This window comes from Xanthomonas sp. D-109 (assembly GCF_017746095.1).
In the GTDB taxonomy this organism is placed as follows: Bacteria; Pseudomonadota; Gammaproteobacteria; order Xanthomonadales; family Xanthomonadaceae; genus Xanthomonas_A; species Xanthomonas_A sacchari.
This window is the reverse complement of sequence record NZ_JAGHWV010000024.1, coordinates 38,877-62,633: the sequence shown is the minus strand read 5'-3', so window position 1 is coordinate 62,633 and position 23,757 is coordinate 38,877. Positions and strand designations below refer to the sequence as shown.

22 protein-coding genes and 1 pseudogene are annotated in these 23,757 nt (G+C 70.2%); 17 read left to right on the top strand and 6 right to left on the bottom strand.

Going from position 1 to position 23,757, the window contains the following annotated elements:
* The first annotated feature begins 105 nt into the window (after nucleotides 1-105).
* Nucleotides 106-834 (top strand): pseudouridine synthase, encoded by a 729-nt coding sequence (locus J7357_RS18670; protein ID WP_244667657.1) that lies wholly within the window; start codon nucleotides 106-108, stop codon nucleotides 832-834.
* Here the strand turns inward: J7357_RS18670 and J7357_RS18665 are convergent.
* Together J7357_RS18665 and kbl are read right to left on the bottom strand one after the other, a co-directional pair.
* Nucleotides 785-1,177 carry an HNH endonuclease gene (locus tag J7357_RS18665; RefSeq protein ID WP_209248767.1) on the bottom strand — a complete coding sequence of 131 codons (393 nt, stop codon included), beginning with the start codon at nucleotides 1,175-1,177 and terminating at the stop codon, nucleotides 785-787. The two genes, J7357_RS18670 and J7357_RS18665, sit on opposite strands and share 50 nt — an antisense overlap.
* A gap of 2 nt (nucleotides 1,178-1,179) precedes the next feature.
* The gene (kbl, locus tag J7357_RS18660; protein WP_209248765.1) at nucleotides 1,180-2,382 is read right to left on the bottom strand and encodes a glycine C-acetyltransferase; all 1,203 of its coding nucleotides are present in this window, start codon (nucleotides 2,380-2,382) and stop codon (nucleotides 1,180-1,182) included.
* Between the two features lie 194 nt (nucleotides 2,383-2,576).
* Here kbl and J7357_RS18655 point away from each other — a divergent pair, with 194 nt between their 5' ends.
* The 6 genes and pseudogenes from J7357_RS18655 to J7357_RS18630 all read left to right on the top strand — a co-directional run bounded on the left by J7357_RS18655 (nucleotide 2,577) and on the right by J7357_RS18630 (nucleotide 7,713).
* Complete coding sequence (locus J7357_RS18655) at nucleotides 2,577-3,599, top strand: sulfate ABC transporter substrate-binding protein (RefSeq protein ID WP_019801261.1); 1,023 nt, start codon at nucleotides 2,577-2,579, stop codon at nucleotides 3,597-3,599.
* A gap of 4 nt (nucleotides 3,600-3,603) precedes the next feature.
* Nucleotides 3,604-4,017: pseudogene (locus J7357_RS18650) on the top strand (molybdate ABC transporter permease subunit); the annotation flags it as partial.
* A gap of 33 nt (nucleotides 4,018-4,050) precedes the next feature.
* Nucleotides 4,051-4,704, top strand: coding sequence for an ABC transporter permease subunit (locus J7357_RS18645; RefSeq protein ID WP_343237435.1), 654 nt, complete (start codon nucleotides 4,051-4,053; stop codon nucleotides 4,702-4,704).
* Nucleotides 4,704-5,660: a sulfate ABC transporter permease subunit CysW gene (cysW, locus tag J7357_RS18640; RefSeq protein ID WP_209248763.1), complete on the top strand. Its 957-nt coding sequence runs from the start codon at nucleotides 4,704-4,706 to the stop codon at nucleotides 5,658-5,660. Before J7357_RS18645 ends, cysW begins: the two co-directional genes overlap by 1 nt.
* A gap of 7 nt (nucleotides 5,661-5,667) precedes the next feature.
* On the top strand, nucleotides 5,668-6,708 hold the full coding sequence (locus tag J7357_RS18635) for a sulfate/molybdate ABC transporter ATP-binding protein (RefSeq protein ID WP_209248761.1): 1,041 nt from the start codon (nucleotides 5,668-5,670) through the stop codon (nucleotides 6,706-6,708).
* Between the two features lie 306 nt (nucleotides 6,709-7,014).
* Nucleotides 7,015-7,713, top strand: coding sequence for a TorF family putative porin (locus J7357_RS18630; RefSeq protein WP_010341358.1), 699 nt, complete (start codon nucleotides 7,015-7,017; stop codon nucleotides 7,711-7,713).
* An 87-nt stretch (nucleotides 7,714-7,800) separates the two neighbouring features.
* Here the strand turns inward: J7357_RS18630 and tdh are convergent, their stop codons facing one another.
* The gene (gene tdh, locus J7357_RS18625; protein WP_029561876.1) at nucleotides 7,801-8,832 is read right to left on the bottom strand and encodes an L-threonine 3-dehydrogenase; all 1,032 of its coding nucleotides are present in this window, start codon (nucleotides 8,830-8,832) and stop codon (nucleotides 7,801-7,803) included.
* Between the two features lie 151 nt (nucleotides 8,833-8,983).
* Here tdh and J7357_RS18620 point away from each other — a divergent pair, with 151 nt between their 5' ends.
* From J7357_RS18620 to J7357_RS18575, 10 genes are all read left to right on the top strand, one after another.
* Complete coding sequence (locus J7357_RS18620) at nucleotides 8,984-11,143, top strand: S46 family peptidase (RefSeq protein WP_209248759.1); 2,160 nt, start codon at nucleotides 8,984-8,986, stop codon at nucleotides 11,141-11,143.
* 168 nt (nucleotides 11,144-11,311) lie between these two features.
* Nucleotides 11,312-11,956: a histidine phosphatase family protein gene (locus J7357_RS18615; RefSeq protein WP_209248757.1), complete on the top strand. Its 645-nt coding sequence runs from the start codon at nucleotides 11,312-11,314 to the stop codon at nucleotides 11,954-11,956.
* A 410-nt stretch (nucleotides 11,957-12,366) separates the two neighbouring features.
* Entirely contained in the window at nucleotides 12,367-13,626 is a 1,260-nt protein-coding gene (gene folC, locus J7357_RS18610) for a bifunctional tetrahydrofolate synthase/dihydrofolate synthase (protein ID WP_209248755.1), read from the top strand.
* Between the two features lie 69 nt (nucleotides 13,627-13,695).
* Nucleotides 13,696-14,793 (top strand): SPOR domain-containing protein, encoded by a 1,098-nt coding sequence (locus J7357_RS18605; RefSeq protein ID WP_343237434.1) that lies wholly within the window; start codon nucleotides 13,696-13,698, stop codon nucleotides 14,791-14,793.
* A 95-nt stretch (nucleotides 14,794-14,888) separates the two neighbouring features.
* Nucleotides 14,889-15,650 (top strand): CvpA family protein, encoded by a 762-nt coding sequence (locus tag J7357_RS18600; protein WP_209248753.1) that lies wholly within the window; start codon nucleotides 14,889-14,891, stop codon nucleotides 15,648-15,650.
* Between the two features lie 28 nt (nucleotides 15,651-15,678).
* Nucleotides 15,679-17,145 carry an amidophosphoribosyltransferase gene (purF, locus tag J7357_RS18595; RefSeq protein WP_010341100.1) on the top strand — a complete coding sequence of 489 codons (1,467 nt, stop codon included), beginning with the start codon at nucleotides 15,679-15,681 and terminating at the stop codon, nucleotides 17,143-17,145.
* Entirely contained in the window at nucleotides 17,138-17,728 is a 591-nt protein-coding gene (locus tag J7357_RS18590) for a hypothetical protein (RefSeq protein WP_343237433.1), read from the top strand. The genes purF and J7357_RS18590 overlap by 8 nt, the downstream gene beginning before the upstream one ends.
* Nucleotides 17,725-18,531: a ferritin-like domain-containing protein gene (locus J7357_RS18585; protein ID WP_209248751.1), complete on the top strand. Its 807-nt coding sequence runs from the start codon at nucleotides 17,725-17,727 to the stop codon at nucleotides 18,529-18,531. Before J7357_RS18590 ends, J7357_RS18585 begins: the two co-directional genes overlap by 4 nt.
* A 234-nt stretch (nucleotides 18,532-18,765) precedes the next feature.
* The gene (locus J7357_RS18580; RefSeq protein WP_209248749.1) at nucleotides 18,766-20,010 is read left to right on the top strand and encodes a zinc-dependent metalloprotease; all 1,245 of its coding nucleotides are present in this window, start codon (nucleotides 18,766-18,768) and stop codon (nucleotides 20,008-20,010) included.
* A gap of 141 nt (nucleotides 20,011-20,151) precedes the next feature.
* The gene (locus J7357_RS18575; protein ID WP_209248771.1) at nucleotides 20,152-20,652 is read left to right on the top strand and encodes a hypothetical protein; all 501 of its coding nucleotides are present in this window, start codon (nucleotides 20,152-20,154) and stop codon (nucleotides 20,650-20,652) included.
* A gap of 310 nt (nucleotides 20,653-20,962) precedes the next feature.
* Here the strand turns inward: J7357_RS18575 and lpxH are convergent, their stop codons facing one another.
* The 3 genes from lpxH to J7357_RS18560 all read right to left on the bottom strand — a co-directional run bounded on the left by lpxH (nucleotide 20,963) and on the right by J7357_RS18560 (nucleotide 23,612).
* Nucleotides 20,963-21,700 carry a UDP-2,3-diacylglucosamine diphosphatase gene (gene lpxH, locus J7357_RS18570; protein WP_209248747.1) on the bottom strand — a complete coding sequence of 246 codons (738 nt, stop codon included), beginning with the start codon at nucleotides 21,698-21,700 and terminating at the stop codon, nucleotides 20,963-20,965.
* A gap of 270 nt (nucleotides 21,701-21,970) precedes the next feature.
* The gene (locus J7357_RS18565; RefSeq protein WP_209248745.1) at nucleotides 21,971-22,495 is read right to left on the bottom strand and encodes a phosphatase PAP2 family protein; all 525 of its coding nucleotides are present in this window, start codon (nucleotides 22,493-22,495) and stop codon (nucleotides 21,971-21,973) included.
* The gene (locus J7357_RS18560; protein WP_209248743.1) at nucleotides 22,479-23,612 is read right to left on the bottom strand and encodes a glycosyltransferase family 1 protein; all 1,134 of its coding nucleotides are present in this window, start codon (nucleotides 23,610-23,612) and stop codon (nucleotides 22,479-22,481) included. The genes J7357_RS18565 and J7357_RS18560 overlap by 17 nt, the downstream gene beginning before the upstream one ends.
* Between the last annotated feature and the right edge of the window lie 145 nt (nucleotides 23,613-23,757).

The window sequence follows — 23,757 nt, the reverse complement described above, 5'->3', positions numbered from 1 at the left end:
GGGGTGAAGCCGCCGCGTTCCCGCCGTCCGGCGTCGCCCCAGGCGGCGCCCGCGCGTCCGCGCCCGCCGGCGCGCGACGCCACGCCGGCCGCGCCGCGGCACGGCCTGGCCCGCACCCTGTCCAAGCTGGGCCTGTGCTCGCGCACCGAGGCCGCGCGCTGGATCGCCGCCGGGCGTGTCGCCGTCGACGGACGCATCGTCACCGATCCCGAATTCCCGATCCTGCAGGGCCGCCACCGGCTGGCCCTGGATGGCGCGCCACTGGCCGATACCAAGCGCCTGTACCTGATGCTCAACAAGCCGCGCGGGCTGGTCACCAGCGCGCAGGACGAACGCGGCCGCGACACCGTCTACCGCTGTTTCGATGGCGCCGGCCTGCCGTGGCTGGCCCCGGTCGGGCGCCTGGACAAGGCCAGCGAGGGCCTGCTGCTGTTCAGCAACGACCCGCAGTGGGCGGCGCGGGTCACCGATCCGGTCAGCGGTCCGGACAAGACCTATCACGTGCAGGTGGATGCGATCCCCGACGCGGCGCTGCTGGCGCGGATGTGCGCCGGCGTGGTTGCCGAGGGCGAAGCGCTGCGGGCCAAGCAGGTGCGCCTGCTGCGCCAGGGCGAACGCCATGCCTGGCTGGAAGTGGTGCTGGACGAAGGCCGCAACCGGCAGATCCGGCGGCTGCTCGCCGCGCTGGGCCTGGACGTGCTGCGGCTGGTGCGGGTGGCGATCGGCGAGCTGGCGCTGGGCGAGCTGGGCAAGGGCGCGTGGCGCGAACTCAGCGCCGCCGAAGTCACGGCGTTGGCGCCGGCGGCGGACGCCAGCGCGCCAGCCGCGCGCTGAGCAGGGCGGCGACCACCTCACGGGCGCGCGCGTCCTGCGGCCCGCGTGCATCGTGGTGGCGGCCCTTGGCGTGATTGCAGCCGGCACAGGCCAGCGCCAGGTTGCGCGCATCGTTGGGGTCTTCGCCGACCTGGGCGCACAGCGACGCGGCGACGCGGCGCCCGAACCAGGCCTGCGGCACTACGTGTTCCAGCGTGCTGTGCCCGAGCGGTTCGCCGTCAGCGCGCAGGCGCAGGCGCCGGCGGCAATGCAGGCAGCGGGTCTCCCAGCCGTCCTCCAGCGCTTGCGCCTGGGCGTCGGTCTGCGCCGCCAGCAACAGCCGTTGGCGCAGCGCCGTGCGCATGATCAGGCGGGGATGACCTTCAACTCGCGGCCGATGCGGACGAACGCGTCGATCGCCCGGTCCAGTTGGGCGCGGGTGTGCGCGGCGCTGATCTGGGTGCGGATCCGCGCCTGGCCCTTGGGTACCACCGGGAAGAAGAAGCCGATGGCGTAGATGCCTTCCTCCAGCAGCCGTTCGGCGAAGCGCTGCGCCAGCGGCGCGTCGTACAGCATCACCGGGCAGATCGGGTGGGTGCCGGGCTTGATGTCGAATCCGGCGGCGGCCATGCGCTCGCGGAAGTAGGCGGTGTTCTCGACCAGCCGCGCGCGCAGGTCGTCGGCGGCGTCGAGCATCGCGAAGGCCTTGCTCCCGGCGGCGACCACGTGCGGCGGCAGCGAGTTGGAGAACAGGTAGGGCCGCGAGCGCTGGCGCAGCAGTTCGATCACTTCGCGGCGGCCGGTGGTGAAGCCGCCCAGCGCGCCGCCCATGGCCTTGCCCAGGGTGCCGGTGAAGATGTCGATCCGGTCCAGCACGCCCTTGACCTCGGCCGAGCCGCGGCCGCTGGCGCCGAGGAAGCCGGTGGCATGGCATTCGTCGATGTGCACCAGCGCGTTGTACTTCTTCGCCAGCGCGGTGATCTCGTCCAGCGGAGCGATGAAACCGTCCATCGAGAACACGCCGTCGCTGGTGATCAGCTTGGTCTTGCAGCCGGCGGCGTCGGCCGCCTGCAGCTGCGCTTCCAGGTCGGCCATGTCGCAGTTGGCGTAGCGGAAGCGCTTGGCCTTGCACAGGCGCACCCCGTCGATGATCGAGGCGTGGTTGAGCGCGTCGGAGATGATCGCGTCCTGCTCGCCCAGCAGCGGTTCGAACAGGCCACCGTTGGCGTCGAAGCAGGCGGCGTAGAGGATGGTGTCCTCGGTGCCGAAGAACGCGGCGATCTGCGCCTCCAGTTGCTTGTGCAGGTCCTGGGTGCCGCAGATGAAGCGCACCGAGGCCATGCCGAAGCCGTGCGTGTCCAGCGCGTCCTTGGCGGCCTGGATCAGTTCGGGATGATCGGCCAGGCCCAGGTAGTTGTTGGCGCAGAAATTGAGCACGCGGCGGCCGTCGGCGAGGACGATTTCCGCTGCCTGCGGGCCGACGATGATACGCTCGGACTTGAACAGGCCCTGGGCGCGGATCGCGTCCAGTTCCTCGGCGTAGTGCTGGGTGAGGCGGGAGTCGGTCATGACGGGCACGCGCGGCGGAAAGAAGTGGCGATTTTACCGCGGTGCCCGCAGGCGTCGGTGTCGTCATGCGCAAATGGCATGAGCCGCTGCCCGGAAGTCATTTCACCCGTCGCCTGCCGCTGCGCAGCATGCGTCATGGTCCGCGGCGGGCATTGGCCGCGGCGTTTACCTGTGGGTTTCCCGGAGAACCGTCCATGTCCAGCCTTCCGTCGCGCCGCTGGCGCCTGCTCCTTGCGCTCGCGTTGTGCGCGCTCGCCGGGGCCGCGGCCGCCGCCGAGACGCAACTGCTCAACGTGTCCTACGATCCCACCCGCGAGCTGTACCGGGACTACAACGCCGCCTTCGCCAAGCACTGGGCGCAACTGCATCCCGGCGAGCAGGTGGCGGTGGAGACCTCGCACGGCGGCTCCGGCAAGCAGGCGCGCGCGGTGATCGACGGCGTCGAGGCCGACGTGGTGACGCTGGCGCTGGCCTACGACGTCGATGCGATCGCCGCCAAGAGCAAGCTGATCGATGCGAACTGGGCCACGCGGCTGCCCGACAACAGCGCGCCGTATACCTCCACCATCGTGTTCCTGGTGCGCAAGGGCAATCCGAAAGGCATCAAGGACTGGCCCGACCTGCTGCGCAGCGGCGTGTCGGTGATCACCCCCAATCCCAAGACCTCCGGCGGCGCGCGCTGGAACTACCTGGCCGCCTGGGCCTACGCCGACCACATCTTCAAGGGCGACCGCGAGCGCATCCTCAACTACATGCGCGCGCTGTTCCGCAACGTGCCGGTGCTGGACACCGGCGCGCGCGGCGCCACCACCACCTTCGTCCAGCGCGGCATCGGCGATGTGCTGCTGGCCTGGGAGAACGAGGCGTTCCTGGCGCAGCAGGAACTGGGCCAGGACAAGTTCGAGATCGTCGTGCCGAAGCTGTCGATCCTGGCCGAGCCGTCGGTGGCGCTGGTCGACAAGAATGTGGACAAGCACGGCACCCGCGCGGTGGCCGAGGAATACCTCAAGTACCTGTACTCGCCGGAAGGACAGAAGATCGCGGCCAGGCACTACTACCGGCCGCGCCATCCCGAATATGCCGACCGCGCCGACCTGGCGCGGCTGCCGAAGGTGCGCCTGGTGACCATCGATCAGGCATTCGGATCCTGGGCCAAGGCGCAGGCCACGCACTTCGACGATGGCGGCCTGTTCGATCAGATCCAGGCGAGCAAGTGACGCGATGGCCGTGACCGCCGATGCCGTTCCCCGCGCACCGCGCCAGCGCCGGGTGATGCCCGGGCTGGGGTTGAGCCTGGGCATCACCCTGACCTGGCTGGGGCTGGTGGTGCTGATCCCCTTGCTCGCGTTGCTGCTCAAGACCAGCGGGCTGGGCTGGGAGGGGGTGTGGCGGGTGTGGAGCGAGCCGCGGGTGCTGGCGGCGTTGCGCCTGAGCTTCGGCACCGCGCTGGCCGCGGCCGCGTTCAATGCGGTGATGGGCACCTGGGTGGCCTGGGTGTTCGTGCGCTATCGCTTTCCCGGCAAGCGCCTGTTCGACGCGATGATCGACCTGCCGTTTGCGCTGCCGACGGCGGTGGCCGGCATCGCCCTGACCGCGCTGTACGGCAGCAACGGCTGGATCGGCCGTTGGCTGGAGCAGCCGGCGCAGGCGCTGGCGGCCAGCCTGCCGGTGCTGGCCTGGTGGTGGCCGCGGCTGGCACTGTTGCTGGTGTTGTCGGCCATCGGTTACGCGCTGCTGCGGCGCAGCCAGGCGCTGTTGCCGGCACCGCTGCGCGCACTGCAGCGCCTGTTCGGCACGGTCGCGGTGCTCAGCCTGGCCGCGCTGGGTATCGGTGGCGTGCTGATCGGCTATGCCGCGCTGATGCACAGCAGCGGCGCAGGCGGGATCAAGGTCGCCTACACGCCGCTGGGCATCGTCGTGGCGCTCGTGTTCGTGGGGCTGCCGTTCGTGGTGCGGATCGTGCAGCCGGTGCTGGCCGAGGCCGAGCGCGAGCTGGAGGAGGCGGCGGCCACGCTCGGGGCCGGGCGCTGGCAGACCGTGCGCCGGGTGCTGCTGCCGACGCTGTGGCCGGCGGTGCTGACCGGGTTCGCGCTGGCGTTCGCGCGCGGCGTCGGCGAGTACGGCTCGGTGATCTTCATCGCCGGCAACCTGCCCAACGCCACCGAGATCGCGCCGTTGCTGATCACCATCCGTCTGGAAGAATTCGACTACGGCGGCGCCAGCGCGATCGCCGCGGCGATGCTGCTGTTGTCGCTGCTGTCCTTGTTGCTGGTCAACGCGGCGCAGGCCTGGTTCGCGCGGCGCGGCCGGGCGGTGGCGTGATGGCGTCGGTGGTGGCCGCGCTGGCGGCACGCGTCCCCGGGCAGGCCGATACGGTCGCCGTCCAGGCGCACGTGCAGGCCTCGGTGGTCGACGAGCCGCGCTGGGTGCGGCGGCTGCTGATCGGCGGTGCGCTCTGCTTCCTGCTGGCGTTCCTGCTGCTGCCCTTGCTGCTGGTGTTCGTCGAGGCGTTGCGCGGCGGCGCCGGCGTGTTCTGGCGTGCGATCTCCGATCCGGATGCGCTGGCGGCGATCGGGCTGACACTGCTGGTGGCGGCGATCGTGGTGCCGTTGAACCTGGTGTTCGGCGTGGCTGCGGCGTGGGCGGTCAGCAAGCACCGCTTCCCCGGCAAGCGCCTGTTGGTGAGCCTGATCGATCTGCCGTTCTCGGTGTCGCCGGTGGTCGCGGGCCTGCTGTTCATCCTGCTCTTCGGCCGCAACGGCTGGGCCTGGCCGCTGATCGACGAGGGCGTGCGCCTGCACCTGCCGCTGTTCGGCGAGGTCCTGCTGCACCTGCCGCGGATCGTGTTTGCCCTGCCGGGCATCGTGCTGGCGACCACTTTCGTCACCTTCCCGTTCATCGCACGCGAGCTGATGCCGCTGATGGAGCAGCAGGGCGACGACGAGGAACTGGCGGCGCTGAGCCTGGGCGCCAGCGGCTGGCAGACCTTCCTGCGGGTGACCTTGCCGAATATCCGCTGGGGCCTGCTGTACGGCGTGCTGCTGTGCAGTGCGCGGGCGATGGGCGAGTTCGGCGCGGTGTCGGTGGTGTCCGGGCATATCCGCGGGCGTACCAACACGCTGCCGCTGCATGTTGAGATCCTCTACAACGAATACGCCTACAGCGCCGCCTTCGCCTGCGCCAGCCTGCTGGCGCTGACCGCGCTGCTGACGCTCGCCGTGAAGTCCTGGCTGCACTGGCGCCACGGCGCGGCGCTGGCCGCCATTCACCGACATTGAGGTTGCAATGAGCATCCGCGTACAGCACCTGAGCAAGCGCTTCGGCGACTTCGCCGCGCTCGACGACATCAGCCTGGACATCCGCCAGGGCGAACTGCTGGCGTTGCTGGGGCCGTCCGGCTCCGGCAAGACCACGCTGCTGCGGGTGATCGCCGGCCTCGAACATGCCGATCGCGGACGCGTGCTGATCCACGGCGAGGACGCCACCGCGCTGTCGGTGCAGGCGCGCCGGGTCGGCTTCGTGTTCCAGCACTACGCCTTGTTCAAGCACATGAGCGTGTACGAGAACGTCGCCTTCGGTCTGCGTGTGCGCCGCGAGGCGCGCTGGACCGAGGCGCGTATCCGCGCGCGGGTGCAGGAGCTGCTGGCGCTGGTGCAGTTGCACGACCTGGAGCGGCGCTATCCGGCGCAACTGTCTGGTGGCCAGCGCCAGCGCGTGGCGCTGGCGCGCGCGCTGGCGATCGAGCCGCGCGTGCTGCTGCTCGACGAGCCGTTCGGCGCGCTCGACGCGCAGGTCCGCCGCGACCTGCGGCGCTGGTTGCGCGAACTGCACGAGCGCACCGGCCTGACCACGGTGTTCGTCACCCACGACCAGGAAGAGGCGCTGGAGCTGGCCGACCGCGTGGCGATCCTGCACCGCGGGCGGATCGAGCAGGTCGGCAGTCCGGCGCAGGTCTACGAGCAGCCGGCCTCGCCCTTCGTGTACGGCTTCGTCGGCGCGGTGAACCGGCTGCCGGCGCGCCTGCACGACGGGGCGGTGCAGGTGGGCGGGCTGGCCTTGCCGGCGCCGTCGACCCCGCTGTCCACCGGCCCGGTCGAGCTGTACGTGCGGCCGGAAGACCTGGCGCCCGGCAGCGAGGGCTGGGCGGCGACGGTGCTGTCGATCCAGCGCAGCGGCCCGCGCCTGCGCCTGCGTGCGCAATTGGCGCATGGCCACGACGAGGTGGAGGTGGAACTGCCGGCGGGCGAGGGCGCATCCGACTATGCGCCGGGCCAGCCGCTGCACCTGCGCGCGCGCCGCTACGGCGTCTTCGCCCGGCCGGATTGAGGCGCCATCGCGTCATTTCCAGCGGCCGCTGGCACGCTTGCGCGCCGGTGCCGCTGGCGGTTGTCCGCTCGGTCGCGGCCTGACCGCCACGGCGCCGGCCGCCCCTCCTGTCTGGCGGGTCCGTGACCGCGATCGACGGACCGGGGATGTCCGCACCTGACCCGGACCGGCGGCTGTGTGTCCGGTGATGGCGCGCGGCAGACGAAAAGTTGTTGCGCTGCAAGATCAAAGCGGTTAAAAAACCGTGAAGGCGCCTCTGCGCCAGCGCTGCAACCCCATCCCTCGTCAACCACAGGAGAATGACCGGTGAACAAGACCACTCTCGCCCTGGCCGTCGCACTGGCCGCTTCGCCGCTCACCGTCCTGGCCCAGGACGCGCCCACCTCGCCGATCACCGGCTCCTACGGCGTGGTCAGCGACTACGTGTTCCGCGGCGTCTCCCAGACCGACAAGGGCCCGGCGTTCCAGGCCGGTCTCACCTACACCTCGCCGTTCGGCCTGTACGTGGGCGCCTGGGGGTCCAACGTCGATTTCGGCGCGGGCGATCCGGATTGGGAAACGGACGGCTTCGTCGGCTACAACGTCGATTTCTCGCCGGACTGGAACTTCGACGTGATGGTCAACCGCTACGGCTACCCGGGCGCCGGCCGGTTGAACTACAACGAACTGATCACCAAGACCAAGTTCCTCAAGACCTACACCCTGACCGTGGCGTACACCGACAACGTGTACAACCTGGACAAGGACAGCTTCTACTACGCGCTGGACGGAAACTGGTCGCTACCGCAGGGCTTCAGCGTCGGTGCGCATGTCGGCCGCACCACCTACGAAAGCGCGCTGACCGCGTACCAGGACTACACCGACTACAACGTCAGCGTGGGCAAGATGGTCGGCCCGCTGGCGCTGAGCGTGGGCTACTACGACACCGACAACAAGGGCCCGGAGAACTTCACCGAGCGCCTGGCCGGTCACCGCGTGGTGGTCTCGGGCACGATCGCGTTCTGATCGCGTCGCTGCCGCGATGAAAGACGAAGGGCGCCGCAAGGCGCCCTTCGTCTTTTCCAGCACCGCCGCGTTGCCGCGGCGCGCGCATTACCAGCTCAGCACGACCTTGCCGGCCTTGCCTTCTTCCATCAGGTCGAAGCCCTTCTGGAATTCGTCGATGGTCAGCTGGTGGGTCAGCACCTTGCCCAGCGGGAAGCCGGACAGCACCAGTTGGGTCATCTTGTACCAGGTCTCGTACATCTTGCGGCCGTAGATGCCCTGCACGGTCAGGCCCTTGAAGATGATCTTGTCCCAGTCGCAGCCGGCGCCGCGCGGCATGATGCCGAGCATGGCGATCTTGCCGCCGTGGTACATGCAGTCGAGCATGTCGTTGAACGCGCGCGGGTTGCCGCTCATCTCCAGGCCCACGTCGAAGCCTTCCATGTGCAGGTCGGCCATCACGTCCTTGAGCGAGGTGTTGGCGACGTTGACCACGCGGGTTGCGCCCATGTCCGCGGCCAGCTTCAGGCGGAAGTCGTTGACGTCGGTGACCACCACGTTGCGCGCGCCGATGTGCTTGCAGATGCCCGCGGCGATGATGCCGATCGGGCCGGCGCCGGTGATCAGCACGTCCTCGCCGATCACGTCGAACTCCAGCGCACAGTGCGCGGCGTTGCCGTAGGGGTCGAAGAACGCGGCCAGCTCGGACGGGATCTGGTCGGGGATCGGCCACAGGTTGGAGGCCGGCATCACCATGTACTCGGCGAAGGCGCCGTTGACGTTGACGCCGATGCCGACTGTGTTCGGGCACAGGTGCGGACGCCCGCCGCGGCAGTTGCGGCAGTGGCCGCAGACGATGTGGCCTTCGGCCGAGACGCGCTGGCCGACCTCGTAGCCGGTGACCGCCGAGCCGAGCTGGGCGATGCGGCCGACGAATTCGTGGCCGATGGTCAGGCCGGGCTTGATGGTGCGCTGGCTCCACTCGTCCCACAGATAGATGTGCAGGTCGGTGCCGCAGATCGCGGTCTTTTCCAGCTTGATCAGCACTTCGTTGGGGCCGGGGACCGGCACCGGCACCTGTTCCAGCCAGATGCCCTTGGCGGCGTCGCGCTTGACCAGCGCCTTCATTGTTTGCGCCATGTCGGTGCAGATTCGATGGGAAGAGGGCGCGCAGTATAAGCGCCCGGCCGATGCGCCCATGCTGCGGCGCGGTCAGGGTGCCATTGGTCACGGTCCGGGCGATTGGTTGCAGCCGTTACACTCTAACGTCTGTCATCAAGGAAACCGCTCGATGCGTTCGAATTCGTTGGCTGTCGCCATCGCCGCCGTGGCCGCCCTGTCCTGCGCCCCCGCCGCCCACGCCGGCGAGGGCATGTGGGTCCCACAGCAGTTGCCGGACATCGCCGGGCCGCTGCAGCAGGCCGGCCTGAAGCTGTCGCCGCAGCAACTGTCCGACCTCACCGGCGACCCGATGGGCGCGGTGGTCTCGCTCGGCGGTTGCACCGCCAGCTTCGTCTCGCCGCAGGGCCTGGTGGTGACCAACCACCACTGCGCCTACGGCGCGATCCAGCTCAACTCGACCCCGCAGAAGAACCTGATCCGCGACGGCTTCAGCGCTGCCAGCCAGGGTGCGGAGCTGAGCGCCGGTCCCAACGCGCGCATCTATGTGCTGGACCGCATCACCGACGTCACCGCGCAGGCCAAGGCGGCGATGGCCGCCGCCGGCACCGATGCGCTCAAGCGCACCCAGGCGCTGGAGGAGTTCGACAAGGCCCAGGTCGCCGCCTGCGAGGCCGACGCCGGCTACCGCTGCGAGCTGTACAGCTTCTCCGGCGGCAACACCTACCGCCTGGTCCGCACCCTGGAAATCCGCGACGTGCGCCTGGCCTACGCGCCGCCGTCGGGCATCGGCAAGTTCGGCGGCGACGTCGACAACTGGATGTGGCCGCGCCACACCGGCGACTTCTCGTTCTACCGCGCCTATGTCGGCAAGGACGGCAAGCCGGCCGCCTACGCCAAGGACAACGTGCCGTACCAGCCCAAGCACTTCCTGAAGTTCGCCGACCAGCCGCTGGGCGCCGGCGATTTCGTCATGGTCGCCGGCTATCCGGGCCGTACCAACCGCTATGCGCTGGCCTCCGAGTTCGATGCCACTGCGAGCTGGGGCTATCCCACCGCCGCGCGCCAGTACCGCGACCTGATCGCGCTGGTGGAGCAGGCCGGCAAGCAGAACCCGGACATCCAGGTGAAGTACGCCGCGACCATGGCCAGTTGGAACAACGTCGCCAAGAACTACGAAGGCCAGTTGGAAGGCTTCAAGCGCATCGACGCGGCGGCCAAGAAACACGCCGAGGAAGACGCGGTGCTGGCCTGGCTCAAGCGTCAGGGCGGCGAGGGCAAGGCCGCGTTGCAGGCGCATGCGCAACTGCTGGCACTGGGTGAGCAGGCCAAGGCCACCCGCGACCGCGACCTGGTGCTGCGGCAGATGCAGCGGACCGGCACGCTCGGCAGCGCGATCATGCTGTACCGCCTGTCGATCGAACGCGCCAAGCCGGACGCCGAACGCGAGCCGGGCTACCAGGAGCGCGACCTGCCCGAGATCGAGGGCGCGATGAAGCAGATGGAGCGCCGCTACGTCGCCGCCATGGACAGCCAGTTGCAGCGCTACTGGTTCGACCAGTACCTGAAGCTGCCGAAGGCGCAGCGCCTGCCGGCGCTGGACCAGTGGCTGGCCGGTGCCGACGCGCAGGCCGCCGCCACGCGCCTGGCCGGCACCCGGTTGGGCAACACCGACGCGCGCCTGAAGTGGTTGCATGCCGATCGCGCCGCGTTCGAGGCCAGCGACGACCCGGCGCTGCGCTATGCGGTGGCGTTGATGCCGACCCTGCTGCAACTCGAGCAGGACCAGAAGCGGCGTGAGGGCGAGGAACTGCTGGCGCGGCCGCGCTACCTGCAGGCCGTGGCCGACTACAAGAAGAGCCAGGGCGAGTTCGTGTATCCGGACGCCAACTCCTCGCTGCGCATCACCTTCGGCAACGTCAAGGGCTACTCGCCCAAGGACGGCGTGGAATACACCCCGTTCACCACGCTGGAAGGCGTGGTCGCCAAGGACACCGGCGTGGAGCCGTTCGATTCGCCCAAGGCGCTGCTGGATGCGGCCAAGGCCAAGCGCTACGGCGGGCTGGAAGACAAGCGGCTGGGCACGGTGCCGGTCAACTTCCTGTCCGACCTGGACATCACCGGCGGCAACTCCGGCTCGCCGGTGATGGACGCGCACGGCAAGCTGGTCGGCCTGGCCTTCGACGGCAACTGGGAGTCGGTGAGTTCCAACTGGGTGTTCGACCCGGCGATGACCCGGATGATCGCGGTCGATGCGCGCTACCTGCACTGGATCATGCAGGACGTCATGCCGGCGCCGCGGCTGTTGAAGGAGTTGAACCTGGCCAAGTGAGCCAGATCCCGGCGGGCGGCGGCCACGGCCGCCGTCCGGGTGTCCGCCCCGGCGCGCCGGGGCGAGGCACGGGGAGGCAGCGCAGGGTTTCCGGCGACGGAGCGGGTATCATGCCGCTCCGTTTTCGTTTGCGAGACGGGCCCTTCCTCCCCCCAAGGATTTCAGCGCATGCGCATTCTGCTCGCCCGCCATGGCGAAACCCCGTGGAACGCCGAAGGCCGCTACCAGGGCCAGATCGACATCCCGCTGTCGCCGGTCGGCGACGCGCAGGCGCAGGCGCTGGGCGCACGCCTGCGCGAGGTGCCGCTGACCCGCGCCGTGGCCTCGCCGCTGTCCCGTGCGCAGCGCACCGCGCGCTTCGCGTTGGGCCCTGAGCGCGAGGCGTTGCTGCAGACCGATCCGGACCTGCAGGAGATCGCCCACGGCGAGTGGGAAGGCCTGCTGGCCAGCGAGATCCACGAGAAGGACCCGGCGCGCCTGCGCGCCTGGCGCGAGGAGCCGGACACGGTGCTGATGCCGGGCGGCGAGTCGCTGCGGCAGGTGCTGGAGCGCTCCTGGCGCGGCCTGACCCGCGCCGCCGAGGGCCTGGGCGAGCACGACACGCTGCTGGTGGTGGCGCACGATGCGGTCAACCGGGTGATCCTGTGCCGGGTGCTGGGCCTGCCGATCGCGCGGCTGTGGAGTTTCCGCCAGGCGCCGACCACGCTGAACCTGCTGGAAGGGCCGGACGTGGAGCATCTGGAAGTGGTGCGCTTGAACGATTGCGCGCATCACACGCCGTTTTTCGGTGAGGCCAAGCATCGGGCGCTTTAGGACGAACAAGATGCGCGCATAGCGTGCGTCGTCCCATCTTTGGGCTGATTTGTTTGGCTTCCGATGCGAGCCTTTGGGCTGTTGCTGTTGCTGTTGCTTTTGCCGTTGCTTTTGCTTTCCGGGATCCCGTGAGCCGCGGCACTTGGCCTGGGCGAAAACCCCGAAGGGGCGGCGCGCAGGAAGCGCGCCGTTTTTCGTCGGCACATGGATGTGCCGTCGAAAAATGCCCAGGCCAAGTGCGGACCCGGAGCGCGTAGCGCGGAGGGCGCGGCGCCCGGGTGTGCTTTCTTTTGGTTACTTTTCTTTGCACAAGCAAAGAAAAGTGACTCGCGCGTCAGCGCGAAAGCTGTTGCTCCTGAGTGGTGAGCAAGCAAGCGCGCACCTCTCGTCGAAAGGCTGAAAATAAACACATGAACACCCTCCCCGAATGGCTCGCCTACATCGAGCGCCAGCACCCCCAGGACATCGCCATGGGCCTGGAGCGGGTGCGCGCGGTCGCCGCGCGCATGCGCCTGACCAAGCCGGCCAAGCACGTCATCACCGTCGGCGGCACCAACGGCAAGGGTTCGACCGTCGCCTTCGTCGAGGCCATCGCGCGTGCCGCCGGCTGGCGGGTGGGTAGCTACACCTCGCCGCACCTGCTGCGCTACAACGAGCGCGTGCGCATCGACGGCGACGAGGCCAGCGATGCCGATCTGGTGACCGCCTTCGCGGCAGTGGAGGCCGCGCGCGGCGACACCGCGCTGACCTACTTCGAGTACGGCACGCTGGCGGCGCTGTGGCTGTTCCAGCAGGCCAAGTTGGACCTGGCCGTGCTGGAAGTCGGCCTCGGCGGCCGGCTGGATGCGGTGAACCTGGTCGATGCCGACGTCGCGGTCATCACCACCGTGGACATCGACCACACCGACTGGCTCGGCAACGACCGCGAGGCGATCGGTGCGGAAAAGGCCGGCATCGCGCGGCCGTGGAAACCGCTGGTGCTCGGCGAGATCGATCCGCCCTCCAGCGTGCTGCGCCGCGCCTATGCCATCGGCGCCAATGCGTTGCGCGCCGGCAGCGACTTCTTCCACGAGCCGATCGATGCCGAACGCTGGCGCTGGCGCGATGTCGGCACCGAACTGCTTTTGCCGCTGCCGCAGTTGCGCGCGCCGGTGCAGCGCGCCAACGCCGCCACCGCCATCGCCGCTCTGCGCGCGCTGCGCCGGTCGCTGCCGCGCAACGCCTACGCCGAGGGCATCGCCGCCGCGCGCCTGCGCGGGCGCCTGCAGCCCTGCGTGCGCGACGGGGTGGAGGTGCTGGTCGATGTCGGCCACAACCCGCAGGCCGCGCGCGAACTGGCCGCCGCGCTGCAGGCGCAGCCGGTCGCCGGCCGCACCTGCGCGGTGTTCGCGGCGCTGGCCGACAAGGACGCCGCCGGGGTGGTGGAGGCCCTGGCCGCACAGGTCGACGCCTGGTACCTGGCCGGCCTGGAAGGCAACCGCGGCCAGAGCGCTGCGCAGTTGCGCACGCGGCTGGCGGGCACGGCCGCCTCCGGGGCCGGCACCGCCGAGAGCGTGGTGCAGGCGCTGCAATCGATGCTGGCGCAGGCGCAGCCGGGCGACCGGGTGCTGGTGTTCGGCTCGTTCCATACCGCCGCCGAGGCGCTGCACTGGCTGCATTCAGCCGCCTGATCCCGCCTCCGCGCGGGCCGACCTTATAATCGGCACGGCACTCCGCCACGCCGCCCCCTCAGCCTTTCCGTGGATACCGTCCTGAAACAGCGATTGATTGGCGCCCTTGTCCTGGTAGCGCTCGCCGTGATCTTCCTGCCGATGCTGGTGAAGGGGCCTGCGCCCGACAGCGGCGTGGCCAACGTCCCGCTGAAGGCGCCCGAGGCGCCGGCCGACGGCCAGTTCGAGACCCGCGAGCTGCCGCTGGTGACTCCGGGCGACGCGCCCAGCGGCGGGGCGGTGGGCATGGCCAAGGCGCCCGGCGCCGCCGCGGCGCCAGCCGCCGCGCCGGCGCCGGTCCAGAACAATCCCGATGCCGCCGACCTCGCCGATCCGGCCGCCGGCAGCGCCGCGCAGCCGTTGCCGCCGAGCACGGCCGCCGGCAACTACGCGGTGAACTTTGGTGCCTACGCCACCGCCGCCGACGCCGATGCGGTGATCGCACGGCTCAAGCAGGCGCAGCTGCCGGGCTTCCGCGAGCAGGCCACGATCGGCGGACGCCAGGCCTGGCGGGTGCGGATCGGGCCGTATGCCGATCGCGCCCAGGCCGAATCGGTGCGCCTGCAGGCGGTCAAGGTGCGCAACGACGTCAACGCCCAGGTGGTGACCCTGGACGCGGCGCCGAGCAACGCCACCCCGGCCAGCGCCGCGCCGGCTGCCGCCAGCAACGTCGCCGCCGCCGCGCCCGCCGCCGCGGCCAGGACCGAGGCGCTGCCGCCGGAGCCGGCCAAGCCGGTCGCCACCGCCAAGCCGGCGACGCCGCCGGCGCCCAAGCCGGAACCGGCCAAGCCGGCCGTGACCAAGCCCGAACCCACCAAGCCGGCGGCCACCCCGGCCACCACGGCGGCGGCCAAGCCGGCGCCGAGCGTGCCGGCCGCGCCGGCCGCCTCCGGCACCGGTTTCGCCGTGCAGTTGGGCGCCTTCGGCAAGGCCGAGGACGCCAATGCCCTGCGCGACAAGGTGCGCGCGGCCGGCTTCAGCGCCTTCGTCGAACAGGTGCGCACCGACAAGGGCGCGCTGAACCGGGTGCGGGTCGGCCCGGTCGCCAACCGCGCCGATGCCGAGCAGTTGCGCGCCCAGGTGGCCGCCAAGGTCGGCATCAGCGGTATGGTACGTCCACATCCTTGATCGGGCTTCGGCCCATGGAGTAGCACGATGGTCCAGGGAAGGCAGGCGCGCCGCGCGATCGGCGCGATGCAGCGGCTCGGCCGCGGGAGGCACGCATGATCGACATGGTGCTGTTGACGGTGATCCTGGTCTCGGCGCTGCTCGGCGCCCTGCGCGGGTTCGTCGGCATCGTGGTCGGCACGCTGTCCTGGTTCCTGGCCGGCTGGGCCACGTTCCAGTTCGGCGGCAATGCCGGGCGCTGGCTCGCCGATGGCGCGCGGCCGAGCATGAGCTATTACCTGGGCGGCTACGCGCTGACCTTCGTGACGGTGATGGCGGTGGTCGCCATCGTCGGCATGGTGATCCGCACGGCGGTGCGCTCGACCGCGCTGTCGGGCACCGACCGCGCGCTCGGCTTCGGCCTGGGTGCGGCGCGCGGTGGCTTCTTCGCCGCGGTGCTGGCCTTCCTGATGAGCTTCACGCCGCTGACCCGCGAGCCGGACTGGCAGCGCTCGATGGTGCTGCCGGTGCTCAGCCCGGGCGTGGGCTGGATGCGGGCGCAGCTGCCGGACTGGCGCATGCCGCAGATGCCGCAGCTGAACCTGTCGCAGATGCCGCAACTGAACGTGTCGCAGATGAATTTGGGCAACATGCCCGCGGCAGGCGATAATGCCGCGTTGGGCAACGCCCTGCAGGCCAGTGGGCTGCAGGAGATGATGTCCAAGGCCCTGGGGCGTCCCGGGGTGCGGTCCGCGCAGCCCGGGGGCGATCCGTCGCAACTGATGCCCGCGAACATCGATCCGGCGCAGGCGCGTCCGGCGCAATCCGACCCGGCACGGGTCGAATCCAACGGCCAGGCACGGCCACCTTCCCAATAGCGGCGTCCCCGCCGCGGAGAGCGTTGACATGTGTGGCATCGTCGGAATCGTCGGCAACCAGAACGTGGCCGGGCAACTCTATGACGGCCTGGCCGTGCTGCAGCACCGTGGCCAGGACGCGGCGGGCATCGCCACCGCCGACGGCACCCGTCTGCGCGTGCAGAAGGCCAACGGCCTGGTCCGCGATGTCTTCGACGAGAAGCGCATGGCGGTGCTGGAAGGCCGTGTCGGCATCGCCCATTGCCGCTATCCGACCGCCGGTTCGGAAGGCATGGACGAGGCGCAGCCGTTCTACGTGAACTCGCCGTACGGCATCGCGCTGGCCCACAACGGCAACCTGGTCAATACCGAGGCCCTGCGCCAGCAGGTGTTCGAGGCCGACCGCCGCAACATCAACACCGATTCGGACAGCGAAGTGCTGCTGAACGTGTTCGCCTACGAACTGGACGCGCAGCGCATGCTGACCCCGGAAGCGGCGATCCGTGCGGTGGCCGGCGTGCATCGCCGCTGCAAGGGCGGCTACGCCGTGGTCAGCGTGGTGCTGGGGCTGGGCCTGGTCGCGTTCCGCGATCCGCACGGCATCCGCCCGCTGGTGCTGGGCAAGCGCGAGGGCGTGGAGGGCGACGAGTACATCGTCGCCTCCGAGTCCTCGGCGCTGGACATCCTCGGCTTCACCCGCGTGCGCGACGTGCGGCCCGGCGAGGCGCTGGTCATCACCGGCCGCGGCGAGCTGTTCTCGGAAGTGTGCGCCTCGCCGACCGACCACACCCCGTGCATCTTCGAATACGTGTACTTCGCGCGCCCGGACTCGATGATCGACAACGTCTCGGTGCACAAGGCGCGCATGCGCATGGGCATGAAGCTGGGCGAGAAGATCCTGCGCCTGCGCCCGGACCACGACATCGACACCATCATCCCGATCCCGGACACCTCGCGCGACGCCGCGCTGGAGATCTCCAACGTGCTCGGGGTGAAGTACCGCGAGGGCTTCGTCAAGAACCGCTACATCGGCCGCACCTTCATCATGCCGGGGCAGGGCGAGCGGGTGAAGTCGGTGCGCCGCAAGCTCAATCCGATCCACCTGGAATTCCGCAACCGCGTGGTGTTGCTGGTCGACGATTCGATCGTGCGCGGCACCACCAGCCGGCAGATCGTGCAGATGGCGCGCGACGCCGGCGCGCGCAAGGTGTACCTGGCCAGCGCCGCGCCGCCGGTGCGCTACCCCAACATCTACGGCATCGACATGCCCGCCGCCGACGAACTGGTGGCGCATGGCCGCAGCGAGCAGGAGATCCAGGAATTCCTCGGCTGCGACTGGCTGATCTACCAGGACCTGGAAGACCTGGAGACCGCGGTGCGCGAGGGCAATCCGGAGCTGAAGACGTTCGATTCCTCGTGCTTCAATGGCCAGTACACCACCGGCATCGAATCCGGCTATTTCGAGCGGATCATGCAGCTGCGTTCGGACGAGGCCAAGCGCAAGCGCCGTGCCTGAGTTCCGCGGCGCACGCGCCCGCGCGTGGCCCCTGTTCGCGCTGGCGGGCCTGGCTGCGCTGTGCGGCGGCTGCGCCGGCGACGACGCCACGCGGCCGGTGCGCACGCTGGACGATCCGCGCCTGCGCGACGGCAGCGTGCCGAGCGCGCAACTGACCGCGCTGCAGCTGTACATGACCCCGGACCAGCTGGCGCTGCTGCAGCCCGACTACCGCGCGCCGCTGGCGATCGTCGGCGCGCAGCGCATCGGTGACGACCTGCTGCTCCTGCGCCTGCGCGCGCAGCGCTCCTCCGACGATGTGCGCGCCGATGCGCCGCAGTGGGGGTATGCGGTCGACTGCCGCGACGGCACCTCGCGCCTGCTCGCCGCCGGCATCGGCGTCGATGCCGGCTGGCCGTCGGGCGCACCGCTGGCGCAGATTCCGGAACCGGCGGCGGCCGACCGCCGCAACGCCTTCGCCCTGGCCTGCGCGCATCGCGTCGACTGCGTGTTCAAGGAGGCCGGCAACCGTTGCGAGCAGGCCCAGCGCACCTGGCTGGAACGGCGCGAGGCGGCCGCGCATTCGCCGGCGGCGGCGCCGTGAGTGGCGACCTGTACCAGGCTGCACGCGCCTGCCTGGACGCGGCCGACCCCGACGAGAAGGTCGCGCTGACCCAGCGCCATGCCGCGGCCTGGCGCGAGGGTGCGCTGGCAGTGCCGGCCACGGCGCCGGCACCCCAGCCGATCCGCATGCCGGGGCGGCCGCCGCGGCCGCTGCTGGTGCATCCGCGCGAACTGCCGCGGCGCGGCCTCGGCAGTGCCGAGGGCCGCGCCGCCTTCATCCACGCCATCGCCCATATCGAACTCAACGCCATCGACCTGGCCTGGGACGCGGTCTACCGCTTCCGCGGGCTGCCCCAGGCGTTCTACGCCGACTGGGTGGCGGTGGCGGACGACGAATCGCGCCATTTCGTGCTGCTGCGCGACCGCCTGCGCGCGCTGGGCCACGCCTACGGCGACTTCGCCGCGCACAACGGCCTCTGGGAGATGTGCGAGAAGACCGCGCATGATGGCCTGGCGCGGATGGCGCTGGTGCCGCGCGTGCTGGAGGCGCGCGGCCTGGACGTGACCCCGGGCATGATCGCCAAGCTGCGCGCGCTCGGCGACGACGCCACCGCCGACATCCTGGAAATCATCCTGCGCGAGGAAGTGGCGCACGTGGCCGCCGGCTCGCGCTGGTACCGCTGGTACTGCGCCCAGGCCGGGATCGAGCCGCGCGCCCGCTTCGCCGCCCTGCTGCGCGAATACGCCGGCGGCTACCTGCACGGCCCGTTCAACCTGCAGGCGCGCCTGCTGGCCGGGTTCGACGAGGACGAATTGCTGGCCCTGCAGCAGCAGGCCGGCTGAGGCGGCGCGATTCCTTCGGGACGGAGCGTGCGCTGCGAGAAGGCACGCGCACGCACGGCGTGAGCACCGGGCGACGCTTTCTGTGACGTCTATCTCCGAGTTGCGACCCGGCTGCATTTGGTGCTTGCGCTGAACGGTGGCTGAGCGGCTAATCGAACTCCCCGCGCGCGGCCTCCCCCGATCTGGCCGCGCGCGGGGCGACGTTCGTCCCTACTCACCACCCAGGAGTCCGACATGAAGTCGATGTGCAGCCTGACCGCGATGCTTGCCCTGTGTGTCGCCGGTTCCGCCTCCGCAGCCGGAACGCCCCTGTTCCAGAGCAGCCAGTACGTCTCCAAGTCCATCGCCGGCGAGCCGGCGCTGAACCGCCTGCTGGCCAATCCCGCCACCGGTGCGGTGCAGCGGGTCGGCGTGAACGCCGCCGCCGTGACCGCCGGACAGCAGCAACTCGAGCTGGACCTGCTGGGCCAGCGCATCACCGCCACGCAGTTGAAGACCGAGCAACTGGAAGGCGGCAACAGCATCTGGTACGGCAATCTCGGCAATGCCGCGGTGGCCCGCACCCGTGCGCTGTCCGGCCTGGATCCGTTGAACTCGGCGATCCTGGTGCGCAGCGGCGACACCATCACCGGCAGCATCCGCAGCAACGGCACGCTGTTCCACCTGCGTCCGATCGCCGGCGGCGGCCATGTGCTGGTGGAAGTCGACGAACGGCGCATGCCGGCCGAGCATCCGGCCGATTACGCGCTGCTGCCGACCGTGCAGATGCCGCAGTCGGTGATCGACGAACGCGTGACCGCCGCCGGCGCCTCGTCCGGCTCGCCCGCGACCATTCGCGTGCTGGTGGTGGCGACCAACAAGGCGGTGACCAGCTATGGCGGCAACATGCAGTCGCTGGTCCAGCTGGCGGTGGCTGAGTCCAACCAGGGCTACACCAACAGCAACGTCGGCATCACCATGCAGCTGGCCGGCTACGAGACCACCAACTACACCGAGTCGGGCGACTTCAACACCGACCTGACCCGTTTCCGCGGCACCAGCGACGGCTACATGGACAGCATCCATACCTCGCGCAACAACACCGCGGCCGACGTCGGCGTGCTGATCATCGACAACTCCGCCTATTGCGGCCTGGCCTCGGGCATCGGCTCCACCGCCGCCACCGCGTTCGCGGCGGTGTACTGGGATTGCGCCACCGGCTACTACAGCTTCGCCCACGAGATCGGCCACCTGCAGAGCGCGCGCCACGACGTGGCCACCGACTCCAGCACCTCGCCGTACGCCTACGGCCACGGCTATCGCTACGGCAACAGCTGGCGCACGATCATGGCCTACAACTGCACCAGCAGCTGCCCGCGGCTGAACTACTGGTCCAACCCGAACGTGTCCTACAACGGCGTGCCGATGGGCAACGCCAGCACCGCCGACAACCAGCGCGTGCTGGTCAACACCAAGGCGACGGTGGCCGGGTTCCGTTGAGCCGGCCCGCACGTAGCGCAGGCCGCCTGCCTGCGCCACGTGCGGCGAAGACGGCCTGAGCGGGCGCGGCGGCGCCCGCTTCGGCTATGCTGGGAAGCGGTGCCGGCACGGCCGGTGGCGACCGACTTCCTGGGAACGACGATGTTCAAGCGCATGCGACTGCCGGCCGCGCTGCTGCTGGCGATGCTGAGCGCGGGCTGCGGCCCCGCCCCCGATCGGCAGACCGACACGCCGTCGCCGACCGCCAAGACCGAGGCGCCACGGGCCACCCCGCCGGCCGCACCGGCCGACACCTTCGACGACCAGCGCGCGATCGACCTGTTGCAGGCGCGCCTGTCCACCGATCACGCCTATCCCGACCTGCAGTGCCTGGGCTACGCCGTCGAGAACGACGCGAGCGCGGACGACGCGGCGGCCGCTGCGGGCGCGGCCGCCTCCGCGGCTTCTGCGCCGGCGGCGATCGAGATCGCGGTGCGCGAGAAGCACGGCGACGGCTGTCCGGGCGACCCGCAAACCGAGCCGGTCCGCGACCGTTTCCGCGTCGAGCGCTCCGGTGCGATCGGCTGGTACGACGTGGTCGACGGCGACTTCGTCGATTACGCGCAATGGCAGCAGCAGCGTGCCGGCGGTGGTCTGCCCTGAGCGCTGGTGTTCGCACCGTGCTGTAGGCGTGGCTGCGGCGGTGCGTGGCGAGGAAGTGGATGGACGGGTACTGGCCCGAAGCTGGTCGGTGCCGACGCCGCACGCGCTGCCGGCCCGATCGCGACATTGCATGAGCCAGACAGAGATGGTCAGGTGCGTTCAGACACTGTCATTAGCAGCCCTGCGAAATCCAGGGCCTAAGCGCAACTTGGTGCCGTCCTGCAGCCGCGCCGCGGTCGCAGGGCAATGCGTTGTCGCGGAGTGCTGAGCAAGCGTCGCCTAGCGGCGCGCGGCGCGCCGGACCTTGGCGCTAGAGCTGTTGCAGCTTGCAGCCCTGCGCATCGACGCGCAGCACCGAACCCTGTTCGTACCAGTCGCCGAGCACGATGCGGGTGCAGGCGCGACCGTCCACGTCCAGCGCATGCACCGCCGGCCGATGGGTGTGGCCATGGATCATCTTCGCCACGCCGTAGCGGGCGAAGGTGGCGGCGACTTCGCCCGGGGCCACGTCGGTGACGGTTTCAAACTGCGCGCTGTCGTCCTGTTTCAACTCGGCCTGGCGCGCCTGGCTGGCGGCGCGCGCCTGCTGCGCGTAGGCGATGCGCGCGGCCAGCGGCTGCGCCAGGAACTGCTGCTGGAAGGCCGGATCGCGGGTCTGCGCACGGAACGCCTGGTAGGCGGTGTCGTCGGTGCACAGCAGGTCGCCGTGCAGCAGCAGGGTCGGCTCGCCGTACAGGTCGATCACGCAGGGATCGGGCAGCAGGCGCAGGCCGGCGCGCTGCGCGTAGTCGGCGCCGAGCAGGAAGTCGCGGTTGCCGTGCATGAAGAACACCGGCACCCCGGCCTGGTGCAGCGCGTGCAGCTCCAGCGCCACCGCATCGGCCGCCTCGGACGGGGTGTCGTCGCCGATCCAGGCCTCGAACAGGTCGCCGAGGATGTACAGCGCCTCGGCCTGCCGCGCTTCCCCGCGCAGGAAGTCGAGAAACAGTGCGGTGATCGCCGGCCGTGCCGGGTCAAGATGCAGGTCGGAGATGAACAGCGTGGTCATTTGGCCATTGTAAGGCCGGGAGTGGGGAATCGGGATTGGGGAATGGTGAGTGTTCGCGAGCGCAGGCGTTGCTACGCTTTCGAAGGGCCGGGATTGGGATTCGGGAACGGGAATTAGGGATTCGGAGGGTGCGCTAACGCAGGCGTTGTTGCGCTCTCGTAGGAGCGGCTTCAGCCGCGACCTTGTCCGGAGCCAGGAGTGAGGAGAGGGCATGGAGCCGGACGGCGCCGGCTGTTTCCATTCCCTATTCCCGGTTCCCCATTCCCGGCCTCATACCAACCACAACGACACGCCCGCCAGCAGCGCGCCGATGCCGGTGGCGGCGAGTACGTCGCTGGGGTAGTGCAGGCCCAGGACCACGCGCGACAGCGCCACGCAGACGATGAAGGGCACCAGCAGCGGCGCCAGCCAGGGGTAGTAGGCGAGGGCGACGATGCCGAAGGACACCGCGTGCAAGGTGTGGCCGGAGGGGAAGCTGAACTCGTCCAGCGGCGCCACCCACGCGCGGATGCGCAGGTCGGCGGCGTACGGGCGCGGGCGCCGGGTCCAGCGCTTCAGGCCCTTGTACAGGCTCAGCGCGACCACGCCGGTGGCGGCCATGTGTGCGGAGGCGAACACGCCGTCCATGCCGTCGCACAGCACCAGCAGGGTCATCAGCGCGTACCAGAACACGCCGTCGCCGAGCCGGCTGATCGCCGCGAAGAAGCGCCGCACCGAACGCCGCCGGCACCAGTGATTGGCGCGCCGGCACCAGCGGGTCTCGTGCCCGCGCAGGATCTCAAGCCGCGTCGACATGCGTCCTCCGGGTGTTCGCCAGTTCGGTGAGCAGTGCGTCGAAATCGGCCACCACGCGCTCCGGGCGCAGTTGCTGCATCGACGCGCAGGCCGCCTCGCCCAGCCGGCGGCGCAAGGCGTCGTCGCTGCCCAGGCGCAGGGCGGCGGCGATGAACGCCTCGTCGTCGGCCACCGCCGCGCCGTTGAGGCCGTCGCGCAGGTATTCGCGTGCCGCGCCGTAGTCGAAGGCGACCGTGGCTACGCCGCTGGCCATCGCCTCCAGGGTCACGTTGCCGAAGGTCTCGCTGCGGCTGGGGAACAGGAACAGGTCGCCGCTGGCGAAATGCCGCGCCAGCGCGTCGCCGCGTTGCACGCCGCAGAAGATGAAGTCGGGATTCTCCTGCGCCAGGCGCTCGCGCAGCGGGCCGTCGCCGACCCAGACGAAGCGCGCACGCGGGCGCAGTTGCTGCAACTGGCGGAACGCGCGCACCGCCAGCGGCAGGTTCTTCTCCGAGGCGATGCGGCCCACGTACAGCACCGCGCAATCGTCGTCCTGCAGGCCCCACTGCGCGCGCAACTGTTGATCGCGGCGCTGCGGCTCGAACTGCTTGCTATCCACTGCACGCGCCAGCAGGCGCACCCGCTCGAAGCCCTGGGTGGCGAGGAAGTCGCGCAACTCGCGGGTCGGCACCAGCGTCGCCTGGGCCTGGTTGTGGAAGCGCCGCATCCAGCGCAGCGCCGTCGACTGCAGCCACGCCGCGCCGTACTGCGGCAGGTATTCGTCAAAGCGGGTATGGAAGCCGGTGGCGATCGGAATGCCCAGGCGCCGCGCGCTGCGCAGCGCCGACCAGCCCAGCGGGCCCTCGGTGGCGATGTACACCGCATCCGGCGGCGCCGCCTGCCACAGCCGGGTCAGGCGCCGCGGCGCCGGCAGGCCGAACTTCAGCCCCGGGTAGCGCGGCAGCGCCGCACCGCGCACCAACCGCAGATCCGCCGGGTCGGCATCGCCGACCTGGCGCGGACGCACCACGTCGACGGTATGGCCGCGCGCGCGCAGCCCCAGTTCCAGCCCCTGCACGGTCAGCGCAACGCCGTTGACCTCAGGGGGATACGTCTCGGTGACGATCGCGTAGCGCATGCGGGGGGCTCCGGTTTGACTAAGCCTCGCGCACCGCAGTGAAGCGAACATGTCCAGCGCATGTAGGAAAGATGACGCCAAACGCCGGGATTCGGGATTCGGGATTTTCGCAAGTTCGTCGCCGTACCGCTTTTCTGTGGGAGGG